This window comes from Geobacillus proteiniphilus, from assembly GCF_001908025.1.
Lineage (GTDB): Bacteria > Bacillota > Bacilli > Bacillales > Anoxybacillaceae > Geobacillus > Geobacillus proteiniphilus.
Window position 1 is genome coordinate 13,754 of the sequence record NZ_MQMG01000033.1, and the last position, 15,130, is coordinate 28,883.

Genomic DNA, 15,130 nt, shown 5'->3' on the forward strand with positions numbered 1-15,130 from the left:
TTTTTCCCTCTGCCCTTCTACACAAGCTCTGGAATGGCCAATTGCTCCGTTCCAAACAATTCTTCAACATCCCATTTAGGTTCAACGCATTCATACGGAATGCCAGCGAACGTCTTCAAAATGGCTTCAAAGATGATCTTTGCTCCTTTCGGAGGAACTGCCATGCCGATTTGCTGCCTGACATTTTCCTTTGTCCCCTCAAACACAAAATCATCCGGGAATGTCTGGAGCCTCGCCCTTTCCCTGTTTGTGAGAGCCCGCGGCTCCTCCCAGTGATATACGTGCGTTCCACCGCCGCCGCTCCCTGTAACGGTGTAGGAGGGCTGATCAGGATGCAGCCTTCTGTAGATTTGGCTCAGCCTTGCTTTTTTTACATTTAAGCGCAACTCCTCAGGTATCCCTTCATACCATGCGTTTTCACCCGGCGGTATATGTTTGAGCATTTCTACTGTTTTTGCGTTATGGCGCGTAAACTCGTGGTTGGGTGCGTCGTCTGGGATCGGCGGATTGGTGATCGCCTCCTTCGCCGTCACATACTTGTCGGGAGTAGTCGGCGCAGGAACTTTAAACCTCAAATCCAGGTCTTTTCTGATGCCGACTATGATAATGCGGTGCCTCATCTGAGGAACGCCGTATTCCTCAAATTTATATAGATGCGGCACGATGTCATACCCTCTCCCGGCCTCGGACAATTCTTTCAGAATCTGCATGAATGCACGGCCCTCGTTGGCGCTTTGCAGGCCGCCCACGTTTTCGGCCACAAAAAACTTTGGTTGGTGAATATTAAGGACCTTGACCCCATATGTGTATAAAGGTCCATACTCTCCATCCATTCCTTTGTGTTCTCCTACAACACTGTAGTCATTGCATGGAAAACCGAACGATAATGCGTCTATTCTGGGAAGCTGCTCAATGTCAAGCTCCCTTACATCGCATGCAATGACGGATGGATCGTCTGGATCGCCGCAGATATTCCGTCGATACGTCCTGCATGCCGATTCGTTGTAGTCATTGGCCCAAACATGCTCAATGCGGAACTCTTCGCCATCAGCAGCAACCACCCTCGCCATTTTGGCTCCTAAAGCAAGGCCTCCAGGACCGCTGAAGAGTTCTCCTTTGCGAAAAATCATTGTATTACCTCCGTGGCGAAAGAATTATCAACGTGTCAGTACATTATAGAGGATTTTTGAAAAAAACAACAGCAATTCAATTAAAGCCTTCACTCGGCTCCCTTCTTGAGCTCATTCAGATATTTTTCAACAGCTTCCTCAATCAACAGATAGATATTCTTCTCCTGCAAAATCGACTGCATCTTCAACTCTTTGTGCAGGTCCGTCCGAATATCGAAGGAAACGCGCTTTCTTTCCACTTTCTTTCCTTCCTTTCTTGGTTGGTTGTCATCTTCGTTTAAAACTGTATTGTTTTCTTCCCCTACAGGATCGGTCAGCACTTGCGTAGGCGTGATGACTTTTTGCTGGCGCTTCATGTTTTTGATGTCATCTACTTTGGACACGTTCCATCATCTCCTTGTAGAAGTTTTCATACTGCTCCAGCGCCTGGTTCAACTCATTGTTTTCCTCAAAGCCGTATAGCGACAGGCGTCCGATCGGCGCCTTGCGGGTGATGATCGTTTTGAAAACCTCGTTCGGATAATCTTCCTCGATCATTTCATTGAACGCCTTCGCGTCGCTGCGGCGGACGTCGTTCATGGTTCTAAGAATGCCCAGCAGCCTTGTATTGTGCCGCCCATGAACCCTCGCTCCCTCGACGGATTCCATAAAATTCGGGACCGCCGAGTAGCACCAATTGGAGCACTCGAACATCATGATGACATACTGGCTTGCGCACAAGGCGTTGGTCGTCTGCTCGCTCAGCGAAGGCGGCGTGTCGATGACAATGAAATCGTAATGATGCCGGATCTTGTCCAACGTATCGTCCAGTATCAAGGTCGGCTTTCCCTTGTATCTTATATATTTTCCAAGGTACGTCTCCCCTGTGTAAATCCAACGGGGGAACGTGGCCAGGAAGTTGTTGGCCGGAAGCAGATCCAACCTGTCGTTGACCTTGACTATGTACGGCTCCGGATCCCTCTCCTGCATCGCTTCGAGAACGGATTTCTCCGTGAATTCGTTGGATGGCTTTCGCGAAAGGAGCTCTGTCAAATTCCCCTGCGAGTCCATGTCGACGGCCAAAACCCTGTATCCGTCCCTGCTCAACAAATAGGCGAGGACTCCTGTTGTCGTGGACTTTCCGCATCCGCCTTTCTGGATGCCCATGGTGATGGTGATGGCCACTTATATCACCTTCCTTTCTTCCAAGGTTTGTTTCTTCTTTTGTTTATATGATTTATTCTACGTTATTTTATAGATTCCTTCAATGATTGCAAAAAATAAGAGCGTTAGAAACGCTTCCACTTCAATTCCGATATGAGTTGCCGCACCGCCTCCGACTCCGACATGTTTTTTGTCTGACAGTATTTCTGGAGAAGTTCGTAAAGCTCGTCGTCCAAGCGCACGGTAATGCGATATGACTTGGACTTTTCTTCTTTTGGGCGTCCACGTTGGAGCTTTTTGCGTTCGACGCGCAGATCGTCATGGACGACAACATCGAGGTATCCGAACCGCTCATAAATGTTTTTATGTTTCTCTACGAATTCTTCCCACATTCGGGGAATTTCTTCAAGAAGCCGGAGGTACTCTTCCTGTAGCCTCTTTGTTTCCTCTGGGGACCGAGGGCGCCGCTTGCCGAATTCCTGAAGGACGAGAACCTGGAAATCGTGCCGCTCATAGCATCTTCCTTCCATCATCGCCATCACCTCTATTTTTTGTCCGACACTATTTGTGTTTATTATACCTCCAGACTTTCACTAATTCAACATTTTTCGTCTGACATAAAATTAAGATACCAGTGCCAATTTTGCCTTTCAAAGCACAAATTAATCGAATCGGCGTTTTTCAGAACAAAAATCGCTGTTTTCGAGCTGAAAGATAATGTTTTGTCATTTTGATTTTTTTGCCAAATAGGGGTATATTGTACTTAAAAATGTGATATTTTCGACAAATTTCACCCCGAGCGTTAAGGGGAAGAGGGGGATGGAAAAAGTTGGACTGGAAAGAGGTAAAGCGGTTCGCCTATGCCGGCCAGGCGTTTATCCCTGTCAACGTGGAAAACAGAGGGGATTCGGTCAAACTTTTTCTCAGGAGCGGGGAAACTAAGCTGCTTGACGTGCAATCGAGTCTGTTTTTGAAGCGGCTTCTGACCTTCTTTGGCACAAGCATTTCGATCAACCGCCATCGGTATGGGGAGTTGGTGGGGAAAAAGCAGCTCGTTCCCATCGTATTGTCGTATGGCTTTACCATCATTCCGTTTAACGTTCGCGAGCCGGTCGGCCGACAAAGCCGTGTAGGGTGGTTTGTGTCAAGAGAGATTGAGCAGTTCCGGCAAAGATCTCCCCAGTGCACCACGATCCATCTTCTTTCCGGACATCAGATTCCTGTGTTTCATTCCCGCAAGTTCTGCATTGACCAACTCAAAAATGCAAAATGGATTGAGATGTGCTACGGGGAGATTCATGAACCGCATCGCAGGCAATGGATAAACGGCAGCGCAGTTTGTGAAACGGTGGTTATGTAGTGAAATGAATGATTTATCGCAATAAACCGGAAGGATCGGCGGCATTGGAGGCCGCTTTTTTCTTTTTTCGCTTTGAAATCGTCTTTGTCTATGGGTGTTCTCGGTTGATATGATGTTGGCAAATCGAAAGGAGGTAGGAAAATGGCCGCTTCAGAAATGGTGTCGGGCCGCACTCTTGTTTTGGACTTCTACGCCGGAAAGGACAGCGACGGAAAGGACATCATCCGCTCGCAAACCTTCAGAGTGAAGAGCGACGCAAGTGTCCAATCGCTTTACGATGCCGCCGCCGCCATCGCCAGCTTGTCGAGCGGCAGCTTGCGGTACGTGCGCACGACGTTGACCAGCCATATTATCAATGCATGATGAGAGGGGGAATGAACAATGAAGACGTTGGAACTGACGTTTAACGCTCAAGCGGGGCCGGCGCGGATTTTGATCCGCTATCCCAAGGAGCCGGTTGATCCGGTGCAAGTGAAAACGGTGATGAACCAGCTCGTAGCGGCAAATGTTTTTATGACCGGCAACGGGGAGCTGGTGAGCCCGAAGAGCGCCCGCATCATTGAACGCGAAACGCAAGACATCCAGCTGCCATAACGCATCTGTCATGAACGGAAGGTTTCTCGCCTTCCGTTTTTGAGCATTGAAAGGGGGAAAAGCAATGGATTTGTTTTCGATGATCAGTGAAGTTTCCTTCCCGATCCTTGTTTCTATCTATCTTCTGTATCGGATGGAGACGAAGCTGGATCAGTTGACCAAATCCATTCAAGATCTAACTATCGCATTGAGCCGAGGTCCGCAGAATTGATGATGGGAGGGAATTCGAAGTGGAATTGGTGGAGCTGCTTTTCCGGGCGGAGAAAAGGCTGTCCGGGCTGCATCCGTTGGTGGCGGATAAAGCTAGAGCGTTGATTCGAAAGGCTTATGAGGAAGGCATTTATATCATCATTACGCAAGGGTTTCGAACCGTCGAGGAGCAGAACCGCCTGTATGCGCTGGGGCGGACAAAACCTGGACGGATTGTTACGAACGCCCGTGGAGGATACAGTTATCATAATTTTGGATTGGCGTTTGACGTTTGTGTCTGCAATGTTTTCAAAGGTACGCTGATCCCCAGCTGGAGCCTCGACCGTCGGTGGTTTCGCGTCGGTCAGATCGGAAAGTCGCTTGGCCTTGAATGGGGCGGGGATTGGAAGAGCTTTAAAGATTATCCCCATTTTCAATATACATTTGGCCTTTCGCTTGCACAGCTGCGGGCGGGAAAAAGGCCGCCGGCCGCTGTCGTGGCTAAAAAATAGACTGTCTCGCCCCTTCCGGAAGTGGAGGGGATTTTTTTAAATCTGACAAAAGCACGTTATGTCAGATTTTTGTCTGACGTTAAATACGTTGAAGGAAGCAACACGAAGCCGCTTTGCCGCTCTCCCACTTTTTGTCCAAAAATCTTACTCATCTCCCTCATGGACAAGGGGGTGTCATATTTTGCATACCGTCCAGCCCATCAAAGATAGGGAAAAAATCGAAGCGATGAAAAAGATTTTGCGTGCTTCGTCGTTGAGAGACGAGCTTCTTTTTACGATCGGGATCAATACGGGGCTGCGGATCAGCGATATTTTGGCTCTGAGAGTTGGGGATGTGAGGAATCAAAAAGGCGTTGTCGAACGCATTGAGATCGTGGAAAAGAAGACAAAAAAGACTCGGGTTGTCGCACTGAACAGAAAAACTCGCCGCCTGATCGAGCTGTATTTAGCGCAGGAGCGGCCGCACGCCCGCGGCGACGAGCCGCTGTTTCGGAGCCAAAAAGGAGGCCGGGCGATCAGCCGTCAGCATGCCCACTACATCCTGAACCGGGCCGCCAAAGCAGTTGGGATTGTGGATCGCATCGGCACCCACTCCCTGCGCAAAACGTTCGGCTATTTCGCATACAAACAAGGAACGGACTTGGCCATGATCCAAAAAATCCTCAATCACTCCAGCCAGGCCGAAACGCTTCGCTACATCGGCATTACGCAGGAGCAAATCGATGAAGTCACTGCAGGGCTTGATCTGTGAACGAAGCCCGCGCCGGTCTTCCCGGCTGGCCGCCTTCTAGCCTGCGGCTATCCGGCTGGAGCCTGGGGAAGCCCGGCGCTCGGCCGCTCGAGAAGCCGCTCGAGATCCAGCTTTTCCCACCACCCGCGGCCGTGCGAAGCAGAACCAAGAGGCTGTTCAAAGCACCGGCGCGGAAAGAAAATCATATATTGCCGTAAAACGTCGTTAAACGGCTTATTTTGGCGTTTTTTTGTTTAGGGGGTATAAAACTATCAACCTAGTATTAAAAGTGTCTCAGACGAGCTGTACAGGGCCTAGAAGACGTTTTTATTTTTATTCTTTAGCAAGATATCAAACCATAGTGTATCGAGTTGCAGCGGCTTCCTTTTGCTGCTTTTATATACTTTTAATTATTTATATCTTTTAACCTTTTATATATTTAGGAGTCGGAAGATCCTTGATTTATCAAGCTTTTTGAGTGCTTCAACCGTACATTTTTGGTGCTTATCTTGTACATTTTTGGTGTCTATCCAGTACATTTTTGGTGTTAGGCGTACACTTTTGGTGTTTATCTCGTACATTTTTGGTTATTTCAGCGTACACTTTTGGTGCTTGAAGTACATTTTTGGTGTCTATTTAGTACACAAAAAAATAAATGTACGCGATGTAAGCTAAAACACCTTTTCATTGTTTTGCGTACATGGATGAAAATATGTACTTTTTAATACGATCGTTTTCTTGTAAAATAGAATTAAGGTGTTATTTTCCTATTTTAGTAGGTGGAGGATGAGATAATGCAAGCTCCGACCATCTCGCAGCGGCAATATAACAACGCCGTCACGAAGTCCAATGCGCTGATTGAGGCGAATTACAAACTTTCGACATTGGAACAGAAGATTATTTTGTATTTGATCAGTCAAATTCATAAAGATGACGATGATTTTAAAATGTACAAGTTGCCGATACAGGAGTTTTCCGAATTGCTAGGATATCGCGGGAGCCCAAAATACACAGAACTGAGGGAGATCACGAAGAACTTAATGAGAAAGGTCCTTGAGATTAGAGAAGGACAGAAACTTAAGCAAATGAGTTGGGTTTCATATGTGGAGTATGATGCACATTCCGGTTATGTCAGTTTGGCTTTTGATCCCCGTTTAAAGCCATACCTTTTGCAACTGAAAAGAGAATTCACGACATATCGGCTTAAGAATGTAATGGAATTAAAAAGCTCCTACTCCATTCGCATGTATGAACTTTTGAAGCGTTGGCAGTATATGGGCGAAGTGGTAATTCAGTTAGATGATTTGCGGATGATGGTCGGAGTGGGGGATAAGTATTCAGAGTACCATAACTTCAAAAAGCGAGTGCTCACTCCAGCCAATAAGGAAATTTCAGAGAAGACAGATATCACGTTTGTGTATAAGGAGATAAGAGAAAAGCGAAAGGTTGTAGCGCTCCGTTTTCAAATCAAGGAGAAGGTCATTGAACCAGTAGCCATTGAAGAGAAAAAAGATGTTGCGGTAGATAATCAGTATTTGCAATTTTTGGCTGTGGTACAGGCATATGATCGGTACATAACGGAGAAGCAGTTCATCAAAATTGCAGTGCTTGCGCAAAAAGCTTTTGGTGATAACTGGATGGGCGAGCTGATTCAAACGACAAGACGCATTATGCAACGGGCGGATATCCGTGAACCAATTGCTTTCCTGACGTATTTTTTGAATGAAAAGGTCGAGCGGGTCCAGGCCGGGATTGACCCAAATGAGGTGACGGTTCATAACGGTACTAAAGTTATCCGCCGAGAGATCGTACCGGACTGGCTTCGAGATTATGAAGAGAAGCTTGCTGCCGAGAGCTCTGGAGGCAAGGAAACGGATGAAGACATCGAACAGATGCGCCGTGAGCTTGAAGAGAGATTGCAGAAGTATAAAAGTCAAGATAGGGATTTACCTTGATTTGAAAAAAGTATGTCCTTTATCATTGTTTGGGGATAAAAGGGGGATGGTGAAATGGGGTTGCGGTTTCGTAAAAGTGTTAAGATTGCACCGGGTGTCAGAATGAATATTGGTAAAAAAGGCGTCAGTATGTCTTTTGGCGGGAAAGGGTTCAGGGTTAATACGAGTTCAAGAGGAGTTTCGGTTAGTAGCAGTATTCCAGGGACCGGGATTTCTTATCAAAAACAAATATATAGCACGAGGAAAAAAAGACCGCAAAGGACAAGGTACGAGCAAATCAAGTATCAACAGCAGAAAGAAAAGGCAATGGAAGAAGCTCGTAATAAGGTGGAACAGTATGAGGCGCACATTGATATGTTGCTTACTGTTCACGAAGAAGCAAACGACAAAGTCTATTGGAAGGAGATTGCAAATTCAGATCCACCGTTTCGTATTGGCGAAGAAGATGGACCAAACGTAAAAGAGTTGAAAAAACAGATTGATGAGTATAAACCGACTTGGCGAGATCGCTTTTTTAACCGGGTTGAAGCAAAAAAACGCCAGATGCTAAGCCGTATGGATCAAGCTATCAAGGAAGATGAGGAGATTTATGAAGAATGGGGGAAAAATAAGGGAATCGCTCAGAGAGTGATTGCCAATGATTTAAAGGCTTGGTGTGAAGTTATTGATACCGCTAAACCATTTGAAGATATTGAAGAAATGGGGAGCAGAGTGCGATACCAATTTGATCAGTCCAGACGTGTTATCGCTCGACTGGACATCAATAATCGAGAAGTCGTTCCCCAAAAGGTGATCACGTTAACAAAAACAGGGAAGGTTTCAGAAAAGAATATGGCAAAGGGGAAGTACTTACAACTTTATCAAGATTACGTCTGCAGTTGTACGCTGAGAATCGCAAGGGAGTTTTTTAATCTCCTCCCTGTTCAAGAAGTTATCGTCAATGTTTACGATGAATCGCCTGCGGAAGAAAAGTATGGATGCATTTTGTCTGTTGTGTTTCTAAAAGAAAAAATGGATGTGATTGATTTTACCCATATCGACTGCTCCGATACGATTGAGCAATTTGAACACAACATGAAGTTTTTGAAAACAAAAGGTTTCAAGCTAGTAGAGGAGATACGATGAAAATGAGAGGCTGCTTAGGAATTATTTTGTTGATTATCTTAATCGCATTATTTGTTAACTACCCACTTTTTCTAATCGGTATGGCTATTGCCATTTGGGGCATTTATGAGTGGACAGTCAATAAAAAATTGGGGGCTAGATCGAAAAAACCAGCTGTCATCTTGAGTATCGGTTTGATCTTGGCGTTAGGTTCTTGCGTTGGAAACGATGATGCTACATCAGAGAAAGAAGTTGCTGTAAAGCAAGAGTCAGTCAAAGTGCGAAGTGATGAATCTGAGAAAGAAAAAGACAAGAAACAAGAAGAGAAAAAGGATGACGATGAGCAGTCAAAAGAAATTGATAATGAGCAGAGCAAGAACAATGAAGAGGCCCAAAAACAAGATCAGTTACAAACCTTGATTAAAAAATTTGGGTTACAGGCGGTTGTTGTTGGCAAAGTAGTTGATGGTGACACCTTTGAGCTGTCAGATGGAAGAAAGGTGCGTTTGATTGGCGTAAATACTCCTGAATCGACAACTAGAACAGAAGAGTATGGAAAAGAAGCAAGCGAATATACAAAATCAAAACTAGAAGGCAAACGAGTTTATTTACAAAAAGACGTTTCAGATACAGACCAATACGGACGGTTGCTTAGAATCGTTTGGTTATCTGTTCCGACTGATGATATGAATGAAAATGAAATACGTTCCAAAATGTTTAATGCCAAGCTAGTAATTGACGGGTATGCTGAGCCATCAACTTATCCGCCTGATGTGAAATACGCCGATTATTTTAGAAAGTTTGCGAGGGAAGCACGCGAGGCGAATCGTGGGCTATGGGCGTATGGTGAATACGGCACAACGAAAGGAGATTTCGACCCAAAAGAAACGGAAAAAAGATCGTCCAATTCGCCAGCAAATCGTTCATCTAGCTCAGGTAACTCATCTAGTTCAGAAAGTAGTTCAACTAAAGCTGGAACTTCCTCGTCATCAGAAAGTGTCGAGTACTTTAAAAACTGTACAGAACTACGGAAAGTGTATCCTAACGGTGTTCCGGCTGATCATCCAGCATATCAGCCAAGAATGGACAGGGACAAAGATAACTATGCATGCGAGAGATAACAGCCCTTTTTAGGGCTGTTTCTTTTTCATATAGGCCCGCGCCGCTCTTCCCGGCTGGCCGCCTCCTGGCCCCTGGCCATCCGGCCGGAGCCTGGGGAAGCCCGGCGCTCGGTTTGCTCGAGAAGCCGCTCGCTGGCTCATCCATCCGCAGCCGTGCGGAGTGTGATCGAAGAAGTCAATGCATCGCACCGTTACTTGAAGCAATAAACCTTTAAGTAAATAAACGATGTTAAAAATGAATGAAAATTTATACAAATAAATAAAACAAGGAATAAACGTTTATTTCATCTTTTCTTTCAATAAACAAAAGTTTTGTGATTCATATAAAGATTCCATCCCCGCGCCGGTCTTCCCGGCTGACCGCCTCCTGGCCCCTGGCCATCCGGCCGGAGCCTAGGGAAGCCCGGCGCTTGGCCGCTCGAGAAGCCGCTCGCGATCCAGACTTTCCCACCGCCCGCGGCCGTGCGAAGCAGGGCCAAGAGGCCGTTCAAAGCACCGGCGCGGCTGATGCTATTTAATTTTTGTCAGACAAAAAATAAATTCGACAGACATCGACAGCAGGCGTAGTCGCACCGGCGCTTCCGTTTCCTTTTGGTCCGGGTCCCCGGGGCGGTGTGATGGTCGGCTGGCAGCCGGAAAGGCTCCCCCACTGCAAGCCCGAGCGCCGAAGCCCTCGCCTTCCGGCTCGGTCCAGCCTATCACACCGCCCTTCCCGGCCCAAAAGACTACGGGTCGCCGGTGACCGGGGAAAGAGCTTTGAAAAAAGTATTTTTGATAGGTATTTTGATGATTTTTGAAAAAATGAAGGATTTTGTAATAAGATGTCGAAACCAAACAATCGCTTGGATCCCTCTTTTTAAGAGACCTCTATTTTCCTTCATATCAGTCTATTTTTCCATTTATGTTTTTGGATGCTGTTTATTTTCAAGGATAAGTCACTGTTGCCTACATAACGATTACACAGTGGCGTTTCCTTATATGGGGGGCTTTTTGTGGAGAATTTTAAATTAGAACATATCGAACTTTCACCATTGGATCGGGCAAAGCGTCATGTGTGGTTTCAGCATCGTGACGCTTCGGGGTGGATTACGCTGGCGAAGAAGGAGCCGGGCGGGAGGTGGAGGCAGTATCACTACCAGCCTAAAGAATTGGCCTTAGAACTGTCTAAATGGCTCGGAGAGGACGTCTATTTCAGTCAGAACACCTTTTATAAGCCTCAACGAAGAATCGAAAATATAAGGCAGCTGAGGGCTCTGTATGTGGATGTGGATTGCCATACGATTGGCTATGAGCCGGAGTGGGTGGTCGGGAAGCTGGACATCGAGGTATTCCATGACAATATCTTGCCTGAACCTAATCTCATCATTTTCTCGGGTCGCGGAATCGTATGCGTTTGGTTGATCGAGCCGGTCCCGTACAAGGCCTTGCCGCTGTGGAAGGCGGTAGAGAACTATTTTTATGAACAGCTTAGCTATGTGGGGGCGGACAAGAAGTCGCTGGATCCGACCAGGGTGTTCCGGATCGACGGGTCGGTCAACTCCAAGAGCAAAAGGGAGGTCGTCGTCGAGTACCGGCACGGCGACAGGTATGTCCTCCGTGACTTGCAATATGAGTACTTGCCGGAATTGACAAGGGCGGAGACAGGGAAGAAAGGAAGAAAAGGGAAACTTGTCCGGCTACATAATATCCAGACGCTGCACTATGCCAGGCTGCTGGATTTGATTCGTCTTGCGGAGCTTAGAAATTATGATCTGAAGGGATACAGGGAGCTGTTTTGTTTTTTATATCGATACTGGAGTTGTTGCCTCACTGATGATCCCGATGAGGCGCTGAAACAGATGATAGAGCTGAACGCTGGATTTAAGGAGCCGCTGTCCGAGAAAGAGGTGATCCGGGCGACAAAAAGTGCCGAGAAAGCGTGGATGGCTAAGAATGATGCGAAGGCGAATGAGGAGGCGAGGAAAAAAGGCTATCCCGGCGCCGGCTATAATCTGAAGAACTCTACGATCATTCGATGGCTGGACATCACGCCGGAGGAACAGCGACACTTGCAGACCATTATTGACGCCAATGAGAAGCGCCGGCGGAAACGGGAACGCGACAGGGCGAGGACAGGGGAGTTGCGCCGGGGACAAGGGGCGAAGACAAGGGAGGAGTACCTCGAGGAACAACGGGAGCGAACGGAGGACAAGGCATGGCAACTGCAGAAGGCAATGGAGCGACACCCTGACGCGACAAATAAGCAGCTGGCCATGATGCTTCAGATATCGGTGCGGCGTGTCCAGCAGCTTAAGAGGTTGGTCAAGAACTGACGTTCCCGTGAAATGGTTCGTCGCCCTTATATTATGGGCGTCAGCCTGCTTGCTCCCCCAACCATAAAGAAAGAATAAACCAAATTGGTTTTGTTCCAATACCTCATTAGATTGGTGGGGGGAGTCCCGAGGGTTTTAAACTTCAGATTTTCACTTCGATGAAGGGTGAAATGTAAGTGGATCGTTGTAAAAAGGGAGGGAGAAAGGGATTTTAGGGCTTGATTTCGGAGGTGTAGCTGCAAGTCGGAAATGGCAGTTAGGAGTTACTACAAAGGGGATAGGTTTATTGGTTAGATTTTGGTTGATGATGATATGATTAGTTAGAACATAATTCCTAATGCAAAATTATCAATAAGATAAAAAATCAGTCTTAGAATCAGAATATCGAATGGAGGTGAGGACACCAGAGTGACGCAGAGGACGCTATGATGAAAAATATTGCAAATAAAAGACGAGGACAAGGGGTGTGTCCCTGTTCCTCGATCAATCAAAAAATCTGTGCATAAGACATACAGCTGCGTCAAGGTGTCGCGACAAGCATTCCATCGAAGGACAGCGACCACTCCCTTTGTTTTCTCACTTGTCCCTGGTGAAAACAAAAGGGGGTAGGGTGAACCATGAACAACAAGGTAACCCGGAGACATAAATTTGTTTTCTGTCTTAAGTCAAGACAGCAATTGTCTGGCAGAGGACAAGATGCGGAATGTGTCGCGACAGATGTCCCAGTGGATTAGCGGTCGCCGGAGACGATGGACAGTGAGTCGCGACAGACCGAAATAATAAACATGTCTCCCGTGGCAATATAGACAGCGGCTGTCCTCGGTCAGGTGATCCTGCGGACACGGGATGTCATCGTGTTTTAGAAAAGCGAAATTAATTTATTTGCTTTTTTGTCTGACACAAAATTAAACTTCTTCATTATCATGATCATCATGTAAAAACGGATACTTCAGCAACATGTGTTGAAATGTTCCTTGGTCTTTGAATGGGAGAAATTTACGGGACAGACCTTGATAGTAGCATCTCTGGTGGATGATTGTATTGATTATATCCAAGAACACTTTGTCGCCAGGGCGGACAATTTTTGAGCATACCGGACATCTTATCCTTCCGATAATATCGAACATTTTTTCCCCTCCAGTTTGTTTTCTATACTCCCTCTCAGCCTAAGTGATGGTATAATCTTCTTGAAAAATAAAAGGGGGAGTTTTCAGTGAGGAAAATCAAGGCGCTGATGGTAGCTGTAATTGCATTTATGGTAGCAATTTTGCCAGGGGTTAGAACAGACGCAGGCCCAAAAAACATGTATGTGCACTTCATCAATGTTGGACAAGGTGACAGTATTTACATTAAAGCGCCAAATGGCGAAGACATCCTCATTGATGGGGGGAATAAGGATGGCAGCGATGTCGTCGCCTACCTTAAAAAACAGAAGGTAAAGGACATTGAAGTTATGATTGCAACTCACCCCGATGCCGATCATATCGGTGGTCTAGATGAGGTTCTCAAAGCTTTCCCAGTGAAAAACGTGTACGCTCCGAAAGTCGGTAATACAACGCAAGCATATAAAGATTTCTTGCTCGCTGTAAAAAACAAAAAACTTACGATCAAAGTTGCTAAAGCAGATGTTGCCTTGCCGATCAAAGGTGTGACTGCAAAGTTTGTTGGTCCCGTTAAATCATACAGCACCAGTGATACTAATGACTGGAGCGCCGTCTTGAAGGTGACTTACGGCAAAAAGTCTTTCCTGTTTACCGGCGATGCTGAGACTAAGGCAGAGACAGATATGGTCAAAGCCAAAAAGGATTTACGTGCTGATGTGTTGAAAGTAGGGCATCATGGCGCGAAAACATCGACCAGCGCGACGCTTTTAAAAGCCGCGAAACCAGCGTATGCCGTAATCTCGGTCGGCAAGAACGCTTATGGTCACCCGACATCGGAGGTTTTGAATCGTTTAAAGTCTTATAAAGTAAAAGTATTCCGTACAGACAAACAGGGAACGATCATTGCGACAACCAATGGAACAACGCTTTCCTTTAACGTAAAACCTATTTATTAAGGAGGAGTTAAATGAAATATATCATTGATCGTTTCGAAGGTAAATGGGCAGTTTGTGAAACTGAGGACGGCAAGATGATCGATATTGAGAAAAGCAAACTGCCCAAAAACGCTCGCGCCGGCGATGTGATCGTGCAAAAGAACGGAAAGTTCCAGGTAGATAAGAAGGAAACTGAGAAGCGGTGGAAAGAAATAGAGAAGTTAATGAGTGAGGTGTTTGAAGATTAAGGAGCCCTTACACAAGAAAGGGCTCCTTCTTTGAAAAGAAAAATCTATAAACTAATTAGTATATAGAATCCATGGTAATATTGGTTTATTATACCTCAATTTCTTCATATAGTTCAGGATCTGCTTCAAGAAGAAATGGTGATGGTTCTCCATAATAAAACATATATAGCATGTGTTTCGCTCTTGTCATAGACACATACAATAGACGCCGCTCGATATCCATATACTCTGTTTCGTCTTCCACTTCATCTTCTTCAAAAGGAAGGGGAACTACATCACTGTTGAGATCAATAACGAAAACAACATCAAACTCCAACCCTTTTGCGGAGTGGAAAGTTGTTAACTTTACCCCTGGTGTTGTTACCTTTCCTTCTTCCCTTTGAATCATTTCAAAACTAATTTTCTCCCTATCCAATGCATATTTTAAACGATATAAAGGACGCCATAGGCGTGCTAAAATTCCAATTATTGAGTCAGGATCCTTTTCTCTCCACTCTCGAATAAAATTAATAACCGTCCTATCATGAGTATATTTATCCTTTGATTTCACTACAATCGGCAACGGTCCCTCATGCTTTGGAATTTCGGGACTAACAAAATCTTCATCCTTCGATTTATAAAGAGAATCTTGTTTTTGCAAGCTATACGCTAAGCTAATAATTTGTTTAGTTGAACGAAAGCTATTTTTTAACTC

The 15,130-nt window shown here is 45.7% G+C and carries 17 protein-coding genes; 12 read left to right on the forward strand and 5 right to left on the reverse strand.

Annotated features, from left to right (window positions below; genetic code table 11):
• Positions 1–17: 17 nt before the first annotated feature.
• The 4 genes from BRO54_RS11820 to BRO54_RS19170 form a co-directional block, all read right to left on the reverse strand.
• Positions 18–1,130 carry a DNA cytosine methyltransferase gene (locus BRO54_RS11820; protein ID WP_023634597.1) on the reverse strand — a complete coding sequence of 371 codons (1,113 nt, stop codon included), beginning with the start codon at positions 1,128–1,130 and terminating at the stop codon, positions 18–20.
• A gap of 89 nt (positions 1,131–1,219) precedes the next feature.
• On the reverse strand, positions 1,220–1,513 hold the full coding sequence (locus BRO54_RS11825) for a hypothetical protein (protein WP_047819435.1): 294 nt from the start codon (positions 1,511–1,513) through the stop codon (positions 1,220–1,222).
• Entirely contained in the window at positions 1,497–2,294 is a 798-nt protein-coding gene (locus tag BRO54_RS11830) for a ParA family protein (RefSeq protein WP_074044066.1), read from the reverse strand. Before BRO54_RS11830 ends, BRO54_RS11825 begins: the two co-directional genes overlap by 17 nt.
• A gap of 104 nt (positions 2,295–2,398) precedes the next feature.
• Complete coding sequence (locus tag BRO54_RS19170) at positions 2,399–2,806, reverse strand: DUF6290 family protein (protein ID WP_049752141.1); 408 nt, start codon at positions 2,804–2,806, stop codon at positions 2,399–2,401.
• Between the two features lie 296 nt (positions 2,807–3,102).
• Between BRO54_RS19170 and BRO54_RS11840 the strand changes: the two genes are divergently transcribed.
• From BRO54_RS11840 to BRO54_RS11900, 12 genes are all read left to right on the forward strand, one after another.
• Positions 3,103–3,633: a competence protein ComK gene (locus BRO54_RS11840; protein ID WP_020961688.1), complete on the forward strand. Its 531-nt coding sequence runs from the start codon at positions 3,103–3,105 to the stop codon at positions 3,631–3,633.
• Between the two features lie 141 nt (positions 3,634–3,774).
• On the forward strand, positions 3,775–3,996 hold the full coding sequence (locus BRO54_RS11845) for a DUF1659 domain-containing protein (RefSeq protein WP_020961687.1): 222 nt from the start codon (positions 3,775–3,777) through the stop codon (positions 3,994–3,996).
• An 18-nt stretch (positions 3,997–4,014) separates the two neighbouring features.
• Positions 4,015–4,227 carry a DUF2922 domain-containing protein gene (locus tag BRO54_RS11850; protein ID WP_041467679.1) on the forward strand — a complete coding sequence of 71 codons (213 nt, stop codon included), beginning with the start codon at positions 4,015–4,017 and terminating at the stop codon, positions 4,225–4,227.
• 79 nt (positions 4,228–4,306) lie between these two features.
• Positions 4,307–4,438 (forward strand): YvrJ family protein, encoded by a 132-nt coding sequence (locus tag BRO54_RS11855; RefSeq protein ID WP_370643389.1) that lies wholly within the window; start codon positions 4,307–4,309, stop codon positions 4,436–4,438.
• 19 nt (positions 4,439–4,457) lie between these two features.
• Positions 4,458–4,928: a M15 family metallopeptidase gene (locus BRO54_RS11860; RefSeq protein ID WP_011229515.1), complete on the forward strand. Its 471-nt coding sequence runs from the start codon at positions 4,458–4,460 to the stop codon at positions 4,926–4,928.
• Between the two features lie 181 nt (positions 4,929–5,109).
• Positions 5,110–5,679 (forward strand): site-specific integrase, encoded by a 570-nt coding sequence (locus BRO54_RS11865; RefSeq protein ID WP_011229516.1) that lies wholly within the window; start codon positions 5,110–5,112, stop codon positions 5,677–5,679.
• Between the two features lie 773 nt (positions 5,680–6,452).
• Complete coding sequence (locus BRO54_RS11870) at positions 6,453–7,613, forward strand: replication initiation protein (RefSeq protein ID WP_074044067.1); 1,161 nt, start codon at positions 6,453–6,455, stop codon at positions 7,611–7,613.
• Between the two features lie 54 nt (positions 7,614–7,667).
• Positions 7,668–8,738 carry a DUF4236 domain-containing protein gene (locus BRO54_RS11875; protein WP_068895938.1) on the forward strand — a complete coding sequence of 357 codons (1,071 nt, stop codon included), beginning with the start codon at positions 7,668–7,670 and terminating at the stop codon, positions 8,736–8,738.
• Positions 8,735–9,838, forward strand: a complete 1,104-nt coding sequence (locus tag BRO54_RS11880; protein ID WP_068895936.1) for a thermonuclease family protein — start codon at positions 8,735–8,737, stop codon at positions 9,836–9,838. The genes BRO54_RS11875 and BRO54_RS11880 overlap by 4 nt, the downstream gene beginning before the upstream one ends.
• 992 nt (positions 9,839–10,830) lie before the next feature.
• A complete protein-coding gene (locus BRO54_RS11885; protein ID WP_074044068.1) occupies positions 10,831–12,150 on the forward strand; it encodes a replication protein in 1,320 nt (439 codons plus the stop codon).
• Positions 12,151–13,363: 1,213 nt separating this feature from the next.
• Positions 13,364–14,209 carry a ComEC/Rec2 family competence protein gene (locus tag BRO54_RS11895; RefSeq protein ID WP_074044070.1) on the forward strand — a complete coding sequence of 282 codons (846 nt, stop codon included), beginning with the start codon at positions 13,364–13,366 and terminating at the stop codon, positions 14,207–14,209.
• An 11-nt stretch (positions 14,210–14,220) separates the two neighbouring features.
• The gene (locus tag BRO54_RS11900; RefSeq protein WP_074044071.1) at positions 14,221–14,436 is read left to right on the forward strand and encodes a DUF3006 domain-containing protein; all 216 of its coding nucleotides are present in this window, start codon (positions 14,221–14,223) and stop codon (positions 14,434–14,436) included.
• Positions 14,437–14,524: 88 nt separating this feature from the next.
• Here BRO54_RS11900 and BRO54_RS11905 read toward each other — a convergent pair.
• A partial coding sequence (locus tag BRO54_RS11905; protein WP_161496653.1) for a 3'-5' exonuclease occupies positions 14,525–15,130 on the reverse strand: 606 nt, incomplete at its 5' end.